Annotated in this window: 13 protein-coding genes; 5 read left to right on the forward strand and 8 right to left on the reverse strand. The window is 62.2% G+C overall.

The features are described 5' to 3' along the window. Positions 1 to 4 precede the first annotated feature (4 nt). Positions 5 to 2,605 carry an ABC transporter permease gene (locus VFW72_RS12835; protein WP_329674688.1) on the reverse strand — a complete coding sequence of 867 codons (2,601 nt, stop codon included), beginning with the start codon at positions 2,603 to 2,605 and terminating at the stop codon, positions 5 to 7. Between the two features lie 72 nt (positions 2,606 to 2,677). Here VFW72_RS12835 and VFW72_RS12840 point away from each other — a divergent pair, with 72 nt between their 5' ends. Beyond that, positions 2,678 to 3,433, forward strand: coding sequence for a YoaK family protein (locus VFW72_RS12840; protein WP_329674689.1), 756 nt, complete (start codon positions 2,678 to 2,680; stop codon positions 3,431 to 3,433). A 9-nt stretch (positions 3,434 to 3,442) separates the two neighbouring features. Continuing rightward, positions 3,443 to 4,294, forward strand: coding sequence for a class III extradiol ring-cleavage dioxygenase (locus VFW72_RS12845; RefSeq protein WP_329674690.1), 852 nt, complete (start codon positions 3,443 to 3,445; stop codon positions 4,292 to 4,294). Here the strand turns inward: VFW72_RS12845 and VFW72_RS12850 are convergent. The 6 genes from VFW72_RS12850 to guaD are packed head-to-tail and all read right to left on the reverse strand — an operon-like array spanning position 4,262 to position 11,380. Beyond that, entirely contained in the window at positions 4,262 to 5,311 is a 1,050-nt protein-coding gene (locus VFW72_RS12850) for an adenosine deaminase (RefSeq protein WP_329674691.1), read from the reverse strand. The two genes, VFW72_RS12845 and VFW72_RS12850, sit on opposite strands and share 33 nt — an antisense overlap. Positions 5,312 to 5,332: 21 nt before the next feature. Beyond that, positions 5,333 to 6,496, reverse strand: a complete 1,164-nt coding sequence (locus VFW72_RS12855; protein ID WP_329674692.1) for a BMP family ABC transporter substrate-binding protein — start codon at positions 6,494 to 6,496, stop codon at positions 5,333 to 5,335. A gap of 49 nt (positions 6,497 to 6,545) precedes the next feature. Continuing rightward, positions 6,546 to 7,466, reverse strand: coding sequence for an ABC transporter permease (locus tag VFW72_RS12860; protein ID WP_329674730.1), 921 nt, complete (start codon positions 7,464 to 7,466; stop codon positions 6,546 to 6,548). Positions 7,467 to 7,477: 11 nt separating this feature from the next. Continuing rightward, the gene (locus VFW72_RS12865) at positions 7,478 to 8,539 is read right to left on the reverse strand and encodes an ABC transporter permease (RefSeq protein WP_329674693.1); all 1,062 of its coding nucleotides are present in this window, start codon (positions 8,537 to 8,539) and stop codon (positions 7,478 to 7,480) included. Continuing rightward, the gene (locus VFW72_RS12870) at positions 8,526 to 10,049 is read right to left on the reverse strand and encodes an ABC transporter ATP-binding protein (protein WP_329674694.1); all 1,524 of its coding nucleotides are present in this window, start codon (positions 10,047 to 10,049) and stop codon (positions 8,526 to 8,528) included. Before VFW72_RS12870 ends, VFW72_RS12865 begins: the two co-directional genes overlap by 14 nt. Beyond that, positions 10,046 to 11,380: a guanine deaminase gene (gene guaD, locus VFW72_RS12875; protein WP_329674695.1), complete on the reverse strand. Its 1,335-nt coding sequence runs from the start codon at positions 11,378 to 11,380 to the stop codon at positions 10,046 to 10,048. The genes VFW72_RS12870 and guaD overlap by 4 nt, the downstream gene beginning before the upstream one ends. Before the next feature lie 207 nt (positions 11,381 to 11,587). On the opposite strand from guaD, the gene xdhA reads away from it, so the two are divergent. Genes xdhA through xdhC form a run of 3 tightly spaced genes read left to right on the forward strand, consistent with a single transcriptional unit; the run spans position 11,588 to position 16,319 of the window. Beyond that, positions 11,588 to 13,123, forward strand: a complete 1,536-nt coding sequence (xdhA, locus tag VFW72_RS12880) for a xanthine dehydrogenase small subunit (protein ID WP_329674696.1) — start codon at positions 11,588 to 11,590, stop codon at positions 13,121 to 13,123. Beyond that, positions 13,120 to 15,423, forward strand: a complete 2,304-nt coding sequence (gene xdhB, locus VFW72_RS12885; protein WP_329674697.1) for a xanthine dehydrogenase molybdopterin binding subunit — start codon at positions 13,120 to 13,122, stop codon at positions 15,421 to 15,423. The genes xdhA and xdhB overlap by 4 nt, the downstream gene beginning before the upstream one ends. Beyond that, positions 15,420 to 16,319: a xanthine dehydrogenase accessory protein XdhC gene (xdhC, locus tag VFW72_RS12890; RefSeq protein WP_329674698.1), complete on the forward strand. Its 900-nt coding sequence runs from the start codon at positions 15,420 to 15,422 to the stop codon at positions 16,317 to 16,319. Before xdhB ends, xdhC begins: the two co-directional genes overlap by 4 nt. Here xdhC and VFW72_RS12895 read toward each other — a convergent pair. Then, positions 16,291 to 17,442 (reverse strand): GGDEF domain-containing protein, encoded by a 1,152-nt coding sequence (locus VFW72_RS12895; protein ID WP_329674699.1) that lies wholly within the window; start codon positions 17,440 to 17,442, stop codon positions 16,291 to 16,293. The genes xdhC and VFW72_RS12895 overlap by 29 nt on opposite strands. Positions 17,443 to 17,506: the final 64 nt, after the last annotated feature.

Raw genomic sequence — 17,506 nt, forward strand, 5'->3', positions numbered from 1 at the left:
GGACTCAGTCTGCGCGGCGCAGCACGGTCATGACTGGCCGCTGGAGCACACCGCGCAGACTCCACCAACCTGCCCCCCCGGCCAGGATGGCACCCACCAAGGCCCCCAGGATGGGCCACCACCACTGAGCATGCCACTCGAATTCGAACACCTTGGCAGCCAGTGCCCAGCCGATGATCAGCGACGCTGATGCGGCCAGCGCGCCAGACAGCGCCCCCAGCATCCACAATTCTCCCCACTGAACACGCGACAACAGCCCCTGCGTGGCCCCCATGGCGCGCCAGATGGCCCAGTCAGCAGCACGCCTTTCGCGCGTGGTCAGCAGCCCAGCCATGAGCACGATCAGGCCGGCGGCCAGGGTGAAAGCGAACAGAAACTCCACCGCAGTGATGACCTGCCCCAGGATGGCCTGGATCTGCGCGAGCGTGGCCGATACATCCACCACGGTCAGGTTCGGGAAGGCCTGCACCATCTGGCGGTCCAAGGTGCCGCTGGCAGGTGAACGAAACGCGCTGATATAGGTGATGGGCCACTGCGGCATCTCGGCCTGGGGCGCAATCACAAAGAAGTTGACCCGCATGGAGGACCAGTCGACCTTGCGCAAACTGGTGATCCGCCCTTCCTGCACCTGCCCGGCGAAGTCGAAGCGCAAACGATCGCCCAGTTTCAGCCCCAGGGTTTTGGCCAACCCTTCCTCCACACTGAAGGCGTCGGGTTCGTTGGGTACATAGCGCCCTGCCACCACTTCGTTGTGCGTGGGTGCCTGCGCCGCGTGGCTGATGTTGAACTCGCGCTCGACGAGGCGTTGCGCCCGATCTTCGCTGTAGTCGGTGGCGTGCACGGCTTTGCCGTTGATCGCCACCAGGCGCCCTCGCGCCATGGGGTACCAGTCAAATTGCTGAACGCCCCCGGTTTTCAGCATGGCCTTGAAAGCCTCTTGCTGATCGGGCTGAATGTTGATGACGAAGCGATTCGGCGCGTCAGGTGGCGTGGCGTTGCGCCAGCTGTCAATCAGGTCAGTACGAAGCAACACGAGCAGCATCAAAGCCAGCAGACCAATGGCCAGCGCAGACACCTGCACCATGGTTTGAACAGGTTGAGCGGTGAGTTGCCGCACAGACAAGGCCCAGGCCGTCGCCCCCGCAGTCCACCGCTGGCTCCAGCCTCGCAGCAAATACACCAGCAGCCAAGTCAGCAAGGCAAAGACCAGCACCGCGCCAGCAAAGCCCCCCAGGGCAATGCCGCCGAGCTTCCAGTCTCGGGCCACCAGCAACAGCAGGCCGGTCAAACTGGCCAAGCCCGAAAACCAGGCCAGCAGCGACAAAGGTTTCAAGCCTCCCAGATCACGTCGGATGACGCGCAAAGGCGGTACCTGAGCCAACTGCAGCACCGAGGGCAGGCCAAAGCCCAGGGTCAGCAATATGCCCACCCCAGTTCCCACCGCAAACGGACGCCAGGTGGGGCCAGGCAAGCTCACGGAAACCAGGTTGGCCAACAGGGCCACAAACACCTGGTGGCAGAACCAGCCCAGAACCAGGCCGACTGCGCTGGCCAACACCCCCACCAGAAGGAATTCGACGGTGTAGATGCGGGCCATCAAGCCTTGGGGCACGCCCAACACACGCATCAAGGCACAATCGTCCAGCCGGTTTTGCGCGAAATCGCGGGCCACCATGGCAACCGCTACCGCCGACAACAAGCCCGCCAGCAAGGCCACCAGCCGCAAAAACAGCCCCGCCCGGTCCAGGGTGGTGCGCATTTCCGGTCGGCCCTGATCCATGGTTTCAACCCGCACGCCACGCAAGTTCTCCACGGCCTTCTGCGTGTCCGACACAAACCGATCAATGGCCTCCTTGCGGTCAGGCTGCAGCAAGGCATCCGGCCTGAATCCGGCATCCTGCGAGCGCGCCGGGCCAGCGGTCAGCAAGCGATAGGTCACACGACTGGCAGGCTGAACCAGTTGCGTGGCTGCCAGATCGCCCAGGCGAATCATGACGCGGGGCGCGAAGGTCATGAAGCCTGCGCCGCGATCGGGTTCCGTTGCAATCACGGCCTCAATGGGAAATGACTTGTCACCCAACCACAGGCTGTCGCCCACCTGGAGATTCAATGCCAGCAAAACACCGGCATCCACCCAGGCTTTGCCAGGTGAAGGCCCCCCCACCGGGGCCACGCGCTCGGGCTTGACCGTGCCGTCAGGCAGCACAGAACCCAGTTGCAGGCGCCCTCTCAGGGGGTAGACCGAATCGACCGACTTCAGTGCCACCAGTTTGCTGTCGCCGCCTTTGTCGTCTGGCGCACGGGCCATGCTGGCCAGCACCGCAGTATGTGCCACCCGCAACCCCGCCTGACGGGCGCGCTGTACGATCGAATCTGGCACGGGCTGGTCGGCCACCACCACGGCATCCCCCCCGATCAACTGAGCGGCGTCGCGGGCCAACCCGGCTTCAATGCGATCGGCAAAGAAGGCCACCGCGCTGAGGGCTGTGACGGCCAACACCACCGAAACCAACAGGAAGCGCATGCTGCCCGAGCGCCAGTCACGCCGCATCTGTGTCCAGGCCCAACGCCAAACAGAGACTTTCACCCCAATGAAATCACTCATGGAAACCTTGCTGACGCCGCAATTTCGGCGATGATGGAAGCGTGATTGTGACGTCACCCGATCAGCCCTGCCATGCCTGTTGATTACCTGAGAACCCTGACCGCACCGGAGCGCACACGCCGCACCAACATTCACCTGGGCACTTCCCTGGCGTTCATTGCAGGCGCCACCAACGCGGGCGGATTTCTGGCAGTGGGGCAGTACACCTCGCACATGACAGGCATGGTCTCGAGCTTTGCCGACGCCCTGGTCATGGGTGACACCTCGTTGCTCAAGGCCTGCGTGGTGGCCATGGTGGCCTTCATCAGCGGGGCCGCCACCTGCGCCATCATGATCAACTGGGCACGCAGACAAAAGAGTCGGCACGAATACTCCATGCCCTTGCTGGTTGAAGCCTTGTTGCTGCTGGCCTTTGGCCTCCTGGGCGATGATTTCAACGACCATGGGTTTTCCGCCACCGTTTACTGGACGGTGGCGCTGCTGAGCTTTGTCATGGGCCTGCAAAACGCCATGATCACCAAGGTTTCCAACGCCGAGATTCGTACCACCCATGTCACCGGCATGGTCACCGACATCGGCATCGAGATCGGCAAGCTGCTGTACTGGAACAGGTCGTCGCCCTACCCTGATGCCCCCAAAGTTGAGGTCAACTGGACACGGCTGGGCTTGCACTCACTGCTGGTGGGGTCATTTTCGATCGGCGCCATGGTGGGCGCGTTTGGCTTCAAATACGTGGGTTACGGGGCCACCGTTCCACTGGCCATCGCTCTGGCCGTGCTGTCATCGGTGCAGTTTTTGCCTGCCAGCCCACCCAAATTGATCGAATAGATCGTGCCCATGCCTGATCACCTCCGCCCCACCCTGTTTCTATCGCATGGGTCGCCCATGATGGCCTTGGAGCCTGGCGCTGCCGGCCTCTTCTTGCACCGTCTGGGCCCTCGCATGAACGAGATCTGGGGTAAGCCCAAGGCGTTTGTGGTCGTGTCGCCGCATACGGCCACCATGGCGCCTGTGGTGTTGGGTGCCAGCCGCCACGAAACCGTCCATGACTTTGGCGGTTTCCCGGAAGCTCTCTACCATGTTCGCTACGACACCGCTGGCGAGCCCGATGTGGCCAGACGCGTGGCCGAACTCATGGCCGGTCTGCCAGGAGGCTGCCGCTGGCTGGACCGAGGCGGTCTGGATCACGGCATCTGGACTTTGCTGATGCACCTCCACCCAGCGGGCGATGTGCCCGTGGTGCCCTTGTCATTGACACCACGGGCGACACCCCAGCAGTTGATGCAACAGGGGCAAGCTCTGCAAGCCCTGCGGGCAGAAAACGTTCAGATCATTGGGTCGGGGAGCTTGACCCACAACTTGCGCCGCTTCTTCGAGTCACCCGAACCGGTCGATGCAGACGAAGACGATGACTGCCTGGCTTTCCGCGAATGGGTTCGCGAGAAAACCGAAGCGGGCGACTGGGATGCCCTGTTTCATTACCGATCTCGGGCTCCGTACGCGACGGAAATGCACCCCACCGACGAACATTGGCTGCCGTTTTACCTGGCGGCTGGCGCAGCCTGCAATCCAGGTGAAGCGACGCCGAACGTGGCCCGCCGCATTCACTCAGGCGTCACCCACGGCCATTTGGCCATGGATGGCTATGTGTTTGCGTCAAGCAGCGAAGCGCTCGAAGGTCTCGTCTAGGCGACGAATCCACTCCGCCTTTTCCGCAGCCGAGGCAAAACTGGCCTCGAAGCTGTTGCGAGCCAGCACATAGGCGTCCTGGGCGTTCAAGTCGAGCGCCTGCGCAGTTTCCACCAGGTTCTGGTTCAGGTAGCCACCAAAGTAGGCCGGATCATCGGAATTGATGGTGACCTTCACACCTTGGTTCAGCAGCGACTTCAGGTTGTGCGAACGCAGATCCTTGAACACGCACAGCTTCACGTTGGACAGGGGGCACACAGTCAAAGCCATGCCCTCGCGAGCCAGGCGCTGGACCAATGCGGGGTCTTCCACACAGCGCACACCGTGGTCGATGCGTTCCACCTTCAACACATCCAAGGCGTTGTAGATGTACTCGGGCGGGCCCTCTTCGCCCGCGTGGGCGACGAGGTGCAAGCCCAGTTCCTTGCAACGAGCAAAGACCCGGGCAAATTTTTCGGGCGGGTGGCCGCGTTCGCTCGAATCCAGTCCCACGCCAATGAACAAGTGTCGATAAGGCAAGGCTTCTTCCAGCGTGGCCAGCGCGGATTCCTCCGACAGGTGCCGAAGGAAGCACAGAATCAACGCTGCACTGACACCCAGCTCAGTACGCGCACGCTCGCAAGCCGAAGTCAGCCCCTTGATGACGACCTCGAACGACACCCCGCGATCGGTGTGAGTTTGCGGGTCGAAAAACATCTCGGTGCGCAAGATGTTTTCCTGCTTGCAGCGGGTGAGATAGGCCCAGGCCATGTCGTGGAAGTCCTGCTCCTTGAGGAGAACCGAGGCACCGGCGTAGTAAATGTCGAGAAAGCTCTGGAGATCGGTGAAGGCATACGCCGCCCGCAGGGCATCCACCGAGGGGTAACTCAGTGAAACGCCATTGCGTTGGGCCAGGGCGAAGATCAACTCAGGCTCAAGTGAGCCTTCGATGTGCATATGCAGCTCGGCTTTGGGCATGGCCTGCAACAACGCAGGCAGCTTGTGCGAGTCAATCTTGGCGGCGGATGCGATCCCCATGCTGTCTCCTGGCCTTGGGCTTTACTTGCTGGACGGGATCGACCCTTCGACCCCTTGAACGTACACATGCAGATCCAGCAGGAATTTGTCGTCGGCGACCACATTTTGCGCCAGCAAGTCCTTGCCATCCTGTGCCTTGATCGGCCCCTTCCAGATCACGAAGCTGCCATCTTTCAAACCCGCCTTGATGGTGTCGATCTTGGCCTTGACCTCAGCAGGAACGCGATCGGCGATGGACACCACATCGATGGCGCCTTCCTTCACGCCCCACCACACACCACCGGTTTTCCAGGTGCCTTCCAGGACATCTTTGGTGGCCTTCACGTAGTAGGGCCCCCAGTTGATGACGGCAGAAGCCAGATGAGCCTTGGGTCCGAACTTGCTCATATCGGAATCCCAGCCGAAAGCGAACTTGCCGGCCTTCTCGGCGGTTTGCAGCACCGCGGGCGAGTCGGTGTTCTGGAACAGCACGTCAGCACCCTGGTTGATCAGGCTTTGCGCACCTTCGGTTTCCTTGGGCGGATCGAACCAACCGTTCACCCAGACCACCTTGGTCTTGATCTTCGGGTTCACGCTTTGCGCGCCCAAAGTGAAGGAGTTGATGTTGCGGATGACCTCTGGGATGGGGATGGAGCCCACCACGCCCAAGGTGTTGGACTTGGTCATGCTGCCGGCAATGACGCCGGCCATGTAGGCGCCTTCATAGGTGCGCGAGTCATAAATGCGCATGTTGCCGGCGGTCTTGAAGCCAGTGGCATGCTCGAACTTGATGTCCGGGTGGTCTGCGGCGACCTTCAGCATGGGCTCCATGTAGCCAAAGGTGGTGCCGAAAATCAATTGGTTGCCCTGCCCGGCGAGGTCGCGAATCACGCGCTCGGCATCGGGCCCTTCAGGCACCTTCTCCACGAAGGTGGTTTTCACCTTGTCGCCAAACTCCTTTTCGATGGCTTGGCGACCTTGGTCGTGCGCATAGGTCCAACCAGCATCACCCACAGGGCCCACGTAGGCGAACGCGATCTTGAGTTGCGCAGGCGCACTGGCAGCTGCGGTGGCCGATGCCGCTTCCGAGGCACCCTCGGCAGGGGCTTCCGCCTTCTTGCCACAGCCCACCAGCGCGGCGGTGGCAGTCAAACCAGCCAAACCGGCCCACTTCAACCAGGCACGTTGAGACACCAAAGAAGCCATGTCATCTCCAATCCAAGTTTGATTCCAACACAAAACAGATAACAGCCGTTCAAGCCCCAGGGTGGAAAGGCTTTCCAAGCGAGGCCGGCATATTGATGCGGATCCACAGCGGGTTGCGAGAAATCAGCACCAACACCACGATGGTGGCCAGGTAAGGCAGAGCCGTCAGCAACTGGCTGGGCACATTGATGCCCTGCCCTTGCATCTGGAACTGCAACATGGTCACCCCACCGAACAACAGAGACCCAAGCAAGACACGGGCCGGACGCCAGGTGGCAAAGGTGGTCAAAGCCAGCGCAATCCACCCCTTGCCTGCGACCATGCCCTCCACCCAGAAAGGGGTGTAAACCAAGGACAGATAGGCCCCTGCCAAACCACACAGGGCCCCACCTGCCATCACTGCCGCCAGTCGAATGCGGCGAACAGGATAGCCCAGTGCGTGGGCAGACTCAGGTGCTTCGCCCACCGCTCGCAAGACCAAGCCAGCACGAGAGCGGTACAGGAACCAACTCAAACCCAGCGTCAAAAGCAAACTGCCGTAAACCAGCGGATGATGCTGGAAAAAGGCCGGCCCGACAAATGGCAGATCGCTCAGGTACGGAACGGCGAAATGCGCGCGCTCCCCCAATTTCTGCTGCGTATAGGGCAAGCCCACAAACGCTGACAGGCCCGCACCAAACAGACTCAAGGCCAGCCCGGTGGCGTATTGATTGGTGTTGAGGTAGATGGCCAGCAAGCCGAACAAAGCCGCCATGACTGCCCCGGCCCCGGCTCCAGCCAGAAAGCCCAGGCTGTCACTTCCCGTATGGACACCCGTGGCAAAACCGGCAACAGCGGCCACCAGCATCATGCCCTCGGCCCCCAGGTTGACCACTCCGGACCGTTCGTTGAGCAACAAACCCAGCGAGGCCAGCGCCACCACGGTGCCGGCCTGCAAGGTGGCCGACAACAACAGCGCGGCAGATTCAATTGGCAGCACGCTCATGAGGCTCGCCCCCAGCGCAAACGTTGATGAATGAAGGTGTCGCAAGCCAGCAGGCTGAACAACAGCAGGCCCTGGAAAACCCCTGTGAGGGCTTTGGGCAAACCGAGGCGCGACTGGGCCAATTCGCCCCCGATGTAAAACATGCTCATCAACATGGCTGACAACACGATGCCCACCGGGTTAAGCCGCCCCACAAATGCCACGATGATGGCGGCAAAACCATAGCCCATCGGCACATAAGGCGTGAGTTGCCCCTGGGGCCCCGCCACGTCCAGCGCCCCAGCCAGACCCGCCATGGCGCCAGACAGCAGCATGCCCGTCCACAAGGCCCGGCCAGACGAGAACCCGGCATAGCGCGCAGCAGCGGGGGCCAAGCCACCTACCTGCAATTGAAAACCGGCATAGGTTCGGTACAAAAACACCATGAACCCGACGACCGCCACGCCAGCCAGCAACAAACCGATGTGAGCGCGGAAGCCCGGCACCAGACGTGGCACGCGAGCCGCCTCCAGGAAGGTGATCGTTTGCGGGAAGTTATAGCCGTTCGGATCTTTCCAGGGCCCGTAGACGAGGTAGCTCAACACCATCTCGGCCACGTACACCAGCATCAGGCTGACCAGAATTTCATTGGTGTTGAAAGACTGGCGCAGCCACGCCACCACCCCACCCCACACAGCGCCCCCCAGTGCGCCCGCCGCCAGCACGCCCAACAGCAGGACAGGACCTGATGTGGGTGTGGCCTGCATAGCCACCCAGCCGGCAAAGACCGCCCCCATGACGAACTGCCCTTCTGCCCCGATGTTCCAGAGATTGGCCCGAAAGCAGACAGCCAGCCCCAAGGCAATCAACACCAAGGGCGTGGCCTTGACACTTAGCTCAGACCACGCATAGGCCGAGCGAACAGGCTCCCAGAAGAACATGCGCAAGCCCTGCACTGGGTCTTTGCCCAACAGCGCAAAAAGCAAGGTCCCTATCAGCACGGTCACAGCCAAGGCCAGAAAGGGCGAAGCCACCGCCAACCAACGCGAAGGCACGGGCCTGGGCTCAAGCCTGAACATGGGCACCTCCCGCGTTGGAGGGCCACAGGCCGCTCATCCACACGCCGATCTGGTCGACCGAGGCCTGTTCGATCGGGATACCAGGTGACAAGCGGCCCTTGGCCATCACCATCAGCCGGTCAGAAATCGCAAACAACTCGTCCAACTCCTCGCTGACCACCACAATGGCGCAGCCTGCATCACGCAGGCGCAGCAACTCGCTGCGAATCTGCGCCGCGGCGCCCACGTCGACCCCCCAGGTGGGTTGAGAGATCAGCAGTACCTCGGGCTCGGCATCGATCTCCCGGCCCACGATGAATTTCTGCAAATTGCCCCCCGACAAGCTGCGCGCAGGGGCGTCGGGTCCACTGGCCTTGACCTGAAAGCGTTCGATGAGCTCCTGCGTCATGCCACGCACGCCTCGCAAGCGCAGCCAGCCTCCGGGGCCGATGGCGTCGGTGCGGGTCAATAAGGTGTTTTGCGCCAGCGACAGGGTGGGCACAGCCCCCCGCCCCAAACGTTCTTCGGGCACGCTGTTCAGACCCAGATGACGACGCGCACGAGGCGCAGCTCGGCTGACGTCGTGATCGAACAGGCGAATTGACCCAACCGGGGCTCGCAAGTCTTCCCCGCTGAGCAGGGCCATGAGGGCTTGCTGACCGTTGCCCGACACACCAGCAATGCCGAGAATTTCACCGGCGCGCACTTCGAACGCAATGTCGCTCAGATCCACCCCGAACGGGTCGTGCCGAGGTACCGTCAGCCCACGAACAGACAGGGCCACTTCACCCAAGGTAGGCGCGGCCCGCTGCAACTCCTGGGGCTCGTGCCCGATCATCAGCCGCGACAGGCTGGCATCACTTTCCTTGCGAGGATCGACTTCACCCGATACGCGCCCCCCTCGCATGACGGTGCACCCCTCACACAAAGCCCGAATCTCATCGAGCTTATGGCTGATGTAGAGAATCGAGCAGCCCTGGGAAGCCAACTGTCGAAGGGTCACGAACAGCTTTTCGACGGCTTGCGGGGTGAGTACCGAGGTGGGCTCATCCAGAATCAGCAACTGGGGGTTGGTCATCAAGGCCCGCACAATTTCCACGCGCTGGCGCTCCCCCACGGTCAAAGCGTGCACCGGTCGGTCTGGGTCCACCTCCAGGCCGTAATCGCCCGAGACAGCACGAATTCGGCTGGCCACATCGTTCAAGGTGTAGCGTTGGTCCAGCCCCAGCCAGACGTTCTCTGCCACGGTCAGCGTGTCGAACAGCGAAAAGTGCTGAAACACCATGCTGATACCCAGCGCGCGGGCCTCTTGGGGCGAACGTATCTGCGTGGCTTCGCCGTTGAACAGCATGTAGCCGGCATCGGGCTTGACCGCTCCGAAAATGATCTTCATCAGGGTGGACTTGCCTGCCCCGTTTTCGCCCAGCACGGCATGAATCTCACCCGGTTTCACTTTCAGATCGACCGCATCATTGGCCACCACGCCAGGGTAGCGCTTGGTGATGCCCTTCAACTCCAGTCTGTACGTCATGCAGCAGATACCTCCGAAGAGGAGGCCATATAGACCGGTTGCCCAGCCACCCAGGTTGAAACCAGATTGCGTTCGTCGGCCAGGGTCATCCAGGCGAACACTCGTTCATGCAGCACATCACGTGCCAGCGCATCGCGATGCTCGGCCACCGGCCCCACCGCCCAGCGCCACACGGCCAGATCAGCCATGCAACCCGGTTCGATGCGCCCGATCTCCTGGCTCAGCCCCAAGTGGCTGGCCGCGCCCAGCGTGGCGGTGTACAAGGCTTTCCAGGCTGTCAGCCGCGTGCCCTGCAAGGCCTGAATCTTGTAGGCCTCGGCCATATTGCGCAGCAGGCACAGACTGGTGCCACCGCCCACATCGCTAGCCAGGCTCACGTTCACCCCATCGCCCTGGGCCTGGGCCCAGTCAAACAGGCCACTGCCCAAGAAGAGGTTGGACGACGGGCTGTGCGCGATTTGCGCCCCCCGCTCTCGGAGCACGGCGCGGTCACGTTCATCCAACCAGATCCCGTGCGCCAGAACCGCTCGCGGGCCTATCAGTCCGTCACGGTCGTACACGTCCAGATAGCTTCGAGCGGTTGGGAACAGTTCGCTCACCCATTGCACTTCAGCGCGGCTTTCGGCCACATGGGTCTGCATATAGGTTCCGGCATGGCTGGCACACAGAGCGCCGGCCATGGCCAGTTGCTCGGGTGTGCTGGTCACGGCAAAGCGCACCGTCACGGCAAAAGCCTGCCGCTGCTTGCCATGCCATTGGGCAATCAGATCGACGCAATCACGTTCCGCTTGTGCCACGTCATCTCGCAGGCCGTCGGGGGCGTGGCGATTCATGAGAACCTTGCCCGTGATCAGGCGCATCTGCACCTGCGAAGCTTGTTCAAACAAGGCTTGCGCACTGGTTTTGTGCACGGTGGGGAATACCACTGCGCTGGTGGTGCCATGCGCCCACAAAGCGTGCAGGAAACGCGCAGCCCCTTGGCGCGAGACCTCGGGGTCGGCATACCGCTGCTCAGCGGGAAAGGTGTAGGTGTTGAGCCAATCGAGCAGCTCAGTGCCAAAACTGGCGATCACATCCAGCTGAGGGCAGTGAACATGCGTGTCAATGAACCCCGGCAGAATCAACCGCCCCCGATGGTCAGCGACCGGCACGTTTTCCCAAGCGGGGGGCAGTGGCTGCGAAGCAGACTGGACCGAGTCAATTCGCCCCCGTTCAATCAGAACCAGGTGGTCCGACCGAAAGCGCACGCCCTGCGCCTCGTGGGGCGGCGCAAAACCCGGGTCCTGAACAAAGTCCAGCAGGTCGCCACGCAGAATCCGTTTGTCGCTCATGTCGTTCATCGAACCCAGTTGGAGTTTTCAGAAATGGGTGGGGCGCTGTACACGATGGTAGTTCATCAAGCAGGCCAGCTGAGAGACCGACCCAACAGGATGTGAGACCTGTGGCGCATACCCCGCACTCGCGGTGCGCTCTTTTGACCCCAAACCCGGCACGCGGTACAAACCTTGCGTAGTCCGCTTGCATTGGAGCCTGTCGAAATGAGCGAATCCTTGTTGACCTATCCTCCTCGCCCGATCCGCTTCGTGCACCGAGGGCAGGTGCAGCAGGTTTCGGGCCTGCCCCCCACCACCAGCGTCCTGCAATGGCTGCGCGAGCACGCTCACTGCACCGGTACAAAGGAAGGCTGCGCCGAAGGCGACTGCGGGGCCTGCACCGTGGTGGTCGGCGAACTGGATGATGAAACTGGGCAACTCCGCACGCGCACCGTCAACAGCTGCATTCAGTTCCTGCCCACGCTGGATGGCAAGGTGCTCTACACCGTAGAAGACGTGGCCCAGGGATCCGAACTGCACCCCTGCCAACAGGCCTTGGTGAAAGAGCATGGCTCGCAGTGCGGTTTTTGCACGCCCGGCTTTGTGATGTCCTTGTGGCATCTTTACGAAACCCACACGGAAGCACCACCCCGCTCGGAACTGGCTGATGCCCTGGCAGGCAATCTGTGCCGCTGCACAGGTTACCGCCCCATTCTGGATGCCGGGCAAGCCATGTTTCAACTTCCGCGGGTGCCACGAGATCACTCAGCGGACATCGCCCAGCTCCAGGCCCGTCAACCACATCAGGATGGCCCCCTGCTCTATGTCGGGCCCAGCGCCATACATGGCGGCCACGCGCAGCGGTTTGTCGCGCCTCGCACGGTGGACGAGGTGGCCTACTGGTTGGCCCAGTGGCCCCATGCACGGCTACTGGCGGGCGGCACCGACGTCGGTTTGTGGGTGAACAAGCAGTTCAAGGATCTGGGCGACATCATTTACCTGGGGCAGGTCAAATCGCTGGCCCGCGTTGCCACCACCGCCACCCATCTCGAAATCGGCGCCACGGCCTCGCTGGAAACCGCCTGGGCTGCGTTGGTTGCGACCTGGCCCACCCTGCGCGAGATCTGGCTGCGGTTTGCGTCACCGCCCATTCGGCATGCCGGCACCCTGGGCGGCAACATTGCCAACGGCTCACCGATTGGCGATGGCGCACCCATCTTGCTCGCCCTGAATGCGTCCGTCGTGTTGCGGCACGGGCAACACCAGCGAGAGGTGCCCTTGTCAGCGTTCTACGTGGACTACATGCGCAACGTGATGACCCCAGGAGAATGGGTGGAATCCATTCGTGTGCCACTGCCGCATCCGTCCCGACCCGACACGGTTCGGGCTTACAAGGTCTCGAAACGGCGCGACAGCGACATTTCTGCCGTGTGCGCCGCCTTTGCCTTGCAACTCGACGGCCCCACCATCGTGTCAGCCCGCTTGGCATGGGGGGGGATGGCTGCCACCGCGAAGCGTGCGCCGCTTGCGGAAGCGGCCCTGCTGGGCCAACCCTGGTCCGAGGCCACCATGCGGCAAGCCCAATCTGCCCTGGCTCAAGACTTCACACCACTGACCGACTTGCGAGCCAGCGACCGACACCGCCAGCGCGTGGCCGCCAACCTGCTGGAACGATTCTGGTTGGAAACGAGGCCCGATGCGCCCCTGGAAGCAGAGCAGGTTCAGGTCTGGCCAGCCAGTGTCTCGGGAGCCAACCCATGAGTGCAGGCCGCCCCACACCGCATGAATCGGCTCACCTGCATGTGCAAGGGCAAGCCACCTATGTAGACGACCTGCCCGAACTGGCGGGCACCTTGCACGCTGCATTGGGCTGGTCGCCTGTGGCGCATGGCACGCTCCACGCCATCGACGTGGCGGGTTTGCGAGCCCAAGCGGGTGTGGTAGCCGTGCTGACGGCGGCCGACATTCCTGGCCTCAATGACTGCGGCGCCATCATTCACGACGACCCCATCCTCGCTGACGGCGAAGTGCACTATCTGGGTCAACCCCTGTTCGTGGTGCTGTCGGCTCACCGAGACACCGCCCGCCGAGTGGCCGCACGGGCCCAAGAGTTCGTCACCATCACCCCTCTGCCCGCCTTGTTGACTCCTGAACAGGCCCACGCCGCAGGACGCCACGTGGTGCCCCCCATGCATTTGCGCAGGGGAGACCCGGATGCCGCGCTCAGCAGCGCCCCCCACCTGCTGGCTGACAGCCTGCACGTGGGAGGGCAGGAGCAGTTCTACCTGGAAGGGCAGATTTCCTATGCCGTTCCCAAAGAAAACGACAGCCTGTTCGTGCATTGCTCCACCCAGCACCCCAGCGAGATGCAGCACGTCATTGCCAAGGCCTTGAACTGGCACGCCCACCAGGTGCAGGTGGAGTGCCGTCGCATGGGCGGTGGCTTTGGGGGCAAGGAATCGCAATCGGCCCTGTTTGCCTGTGTTGCGGCCGTGGCAGCCTGGCGGCTGAAGCGACCCGTGAAATTGCGTCTGGACCGCGACGATGACTTCATGATCACCGGTCGCCGGCACTGCTTTGTGCACCAGTACCGCGTGGGCTACGACGAAGCAGGCCGCATTCAGGCCGCCCGGATAGACATGATTTCCCGGGCGGGGTTTTCGGCCGACCTGTCGGCCCCCGTGATGACCCGGGCGATGTGCCACTTCGACAACGCCTATTGGCTGCCCCATGTGGACCTGCATGGCTTTTGCGCCCGCACGCACACACAGAGCAACACCGCCTTTCGCGGCTTTGGCGGTCCCCAAGGGGCCTTGGCGATTGAATACATCCTGGACTCGGTCGCCCGCCAGCTGGGGTGTGACCCGCTCGACGTGAGGCTGGCCAATCTGTACGGCCAAGATGAGCGCAACACCACTCCTTACGGCCAACTGGTGGACGACAACGTGTTGCCCGCCCTGCTGGATGAACTGGTGCAGAGCAGCCAATACCGCGAGCGCCGCCTAGCGGTGGCGCAATTCAACGCCAACAGCCCCGTACTGAAAAAGGGCCTGGCGCTGACGCCGGTGAAATTCGGCATCTCTTTCAACGTGGTTCACCTCAACCAGGCCGGGGCCCTGGTTCATGTCTACAACGACGGCTCCATCCTGGTGAACCACGGCGGCACAGAGATGGGCCAAGGGGTGAACACCAAAGTCGCGCAGATCGTGGCCCAAACTTTGGGCGTGTCGCTTGACCGAGTTCGCGTCACGGCAACAGACACCAGCAAGGTGGCCAACACCTCGGCCACGGCAGCCTCGACCGGCTCTGATCTGAATGGCAAAGCCGCCGCCGATGCGGCCGCCCAGATTCGCGAACGTCTGGCCGCGCACCTCGCGGAGGTGCATCACACCTCCGCGGCAGACATCGTGTTTGAAAACGATGCCGTGCATGTGGGAGGCGGCTCGGATGCCACCAGCCTGCGATTTGAAGACGTGGTCATGAGCGCCTACACCGCGCGAGTGCAGTTGTGGTCGGACGGCTTTTACGCCACCCCCGGCCTGAGCTGGAACCGCGAAACCATGCAGGGCCGGCCGTTTTACTACTTCGCCTACGGCGCGTCAGTCAGCGAGGTTCTACTCGACACCCTCACCGGCGAATGGAAGCTCTTGCGCACCGATCTCTTGCACGACGTGGGCCGCTCCATCAATCCGGCCATCGACATTGGTCAGATCGAAGGCGGCTTCATCCAGGGCATGGGCTGGTTGACCAGCGAAGAGCTGTACTGGCACCCCACCACGGGGCGGCTGATGACGCACTCGCCTTCCACCTACAAAATTCCCACAGCCAGCGATTGCCCCCCCGATTTCCGCGTCAAGCTGTTCGCCAACGAAAACCGCCACGACACCATTTACCGCTCCAAAGCGGTGGGGGAGCCCCCGCTTCTGCTGGCTTTCTCGGTGTTTCTGGCTCTGCGTGACGCGGTGGCCTCTCTGGCCGCACCTGGAGTGGCGCCCCCCTTGCGCGCCCCCGCCACCCCCGAGGCCTTGCTCGATGCCATCGAAGCGGTTCGCCAGACATGACACCCAAGCAGCAGCTTTTCCTCGCACGCGAATGGCTTGCACAAGCCCGCCCCGCCTACGTGGTCGAGATCGAACAGGTTCGAGGCTCCACCCCCCGGGAGTCGGGCGCCCGGATGCTGGTTTCCTTGCAAGATGTGGTCGGCACGATAGGCGGCGGGCACCTGGAATGGCAAGCGGTGACCATGGCTCGCCAGGCGTTGGCTGAATGTGCACAACACCATCGCCCCCTCACCGCCTGGTCGCACGACTTTGCCTTGGGCCCGTCCTTGGGCCAATGCTGTGGCGGAGCCCTGCGCCTGAGTTTTCAGCCTGTGGATGCCGCTTTGCTGGAGGCCTGGGCCCTTCGATTGCCCCGGCCCCGCTTTCACCTGGAACTGCACGGAGCCGGACACGTGGGGCAAGCCATCATCCACATCCTGCGCGACATTGACTGCACGGTTCGATGGATCGACGAACGTGATCCCCCATCGAGGCAGCACGAGAGCGACCACCACAGCAGACAGGACACCTCAACGATTGGCCTGCCGTCTCCAGACACCCTGGTCTCTCTGCCCGATCACATCACCTGGTGCCCGACCGACGATGCTGAGGCCGAAGTCGCTGTGGCGCCACCAAACGCATGCCATCTGGTGCTGACTCACCGGCATGACCTCGATTTGCGCCTGGTTCACGCCATCCTGAAACGCGGGGGGGCCAGCTTCGTCGGCATGATCGGCTCGAAAACCAAACGCGCGCAGTTCCGCAAACGGCTCGCCGAGCGAGGCCTCCCTGAGGCAGTCGTCGACCAACTTCACAGCCCGATTGGCTTACCCGCCATCGAAGGCAAAGAGCCGGGCGTGATTGCTGTTTCCGTTGTCGCGCAACTGCTCAGCTCGCAGCCACGTCCGACGCAGTGACCGTGCGGTTGCGCCCATCTGCCTTGGCGATATAGAGCGCCTTGTCGGCTCGCTCAATGGCCTGCTTGACCTCGGAATGCTCATCGTAGGCAGCCATCCCGGCAGAGAAAGTGATCCGAAGATGAGGCACCGACTCACTGACCTGGGCGTCGGCCAGCTTGGCACGCAGGCGCTCCAACCCGGCATGAGGATCGTGCGGCGGCACAGACAGCATCACGGCCAGAAACTCCTCGCCCCCCCAACGTCCAATGACATCAGTCTCGCGCAGCACGCTTGCGGCCATCTGCGCAAAACTGCGCAGCACCTCGTCACCCACGTGGTGCCCCCACGTGTCGTTGACTTGCTTGAAATGGTCCAGGTCAAGCACGGCCACCCAGAACTTGACCACACCGCGGTTACTACGCGCCGCATGCTCGCCCAGCACCTGGGTGATCTGCCGACGGTTGTACAAGCCCGTCAACTCATCGCGAGTGGCCAGTTCCTGGATCCGCACCACCGCCGATTCAAGCTCCCGCTTCTGCTCTTTCAAGCGCCCTCGCATGCTGTTGAGCTGCGTGGCCAGTTGAGAAATCATGGGCATGACGGTGACGACGAACACGAAGTACATCAGCTCGACCTTGGCCGGATAGTGCAGTGGGTCGGTCACCGATTTGAAAAGCATGGTTCCGCCCATCGCCACAATCGCATACAAGGTGGACAAGCGGGCCCGCCGCGCATTCATGTTGAAAATGCCAAACACCAGGACCAGGGCAAACAGAATCAAGGTGCCGCCGTGGCCTTCGTTCGTGATGGCATAGGCGCCACAGATCCAGGTCAGCGCTGCCACAATTTGCGGCAAGGTCAATGAGGGATCGGAAAAGCGCTCGTTCCAGCCGCTGCGCAAGGCAACGTAGAAAGCGGTGCAGGACACCGCAATCAGCCCGGCCAACACGCCCCCATGGGCAGGGTTCATGATGCCGATGATCGAGCAGTACACGATCAACCCGACACACACCACAAACACCAGTGCCGACATCAGTGAGCGGACAATACGCAGCCGCTGCTTCGGGTCTGTGGACAAAACCCGATCCAGAAACGATGCCCACAGCGACGCTGGGGCCGAAGCGTTATCGGTGAGGCTCAAGACAACTCAACAATGCAAAAAATGAACATCAGTGCGCAATGTAGCGATTTCATCGCAATTGCCC

The sequence above is a fragment of the Aquabacterium sp. genome (assembly GCF_036273115.1).
GTDB lineage: Bacteria > Pseudomonadota > Gammaproteobacteria > Burkholderiales > Burkholderiaceae_C > Aquabacterium.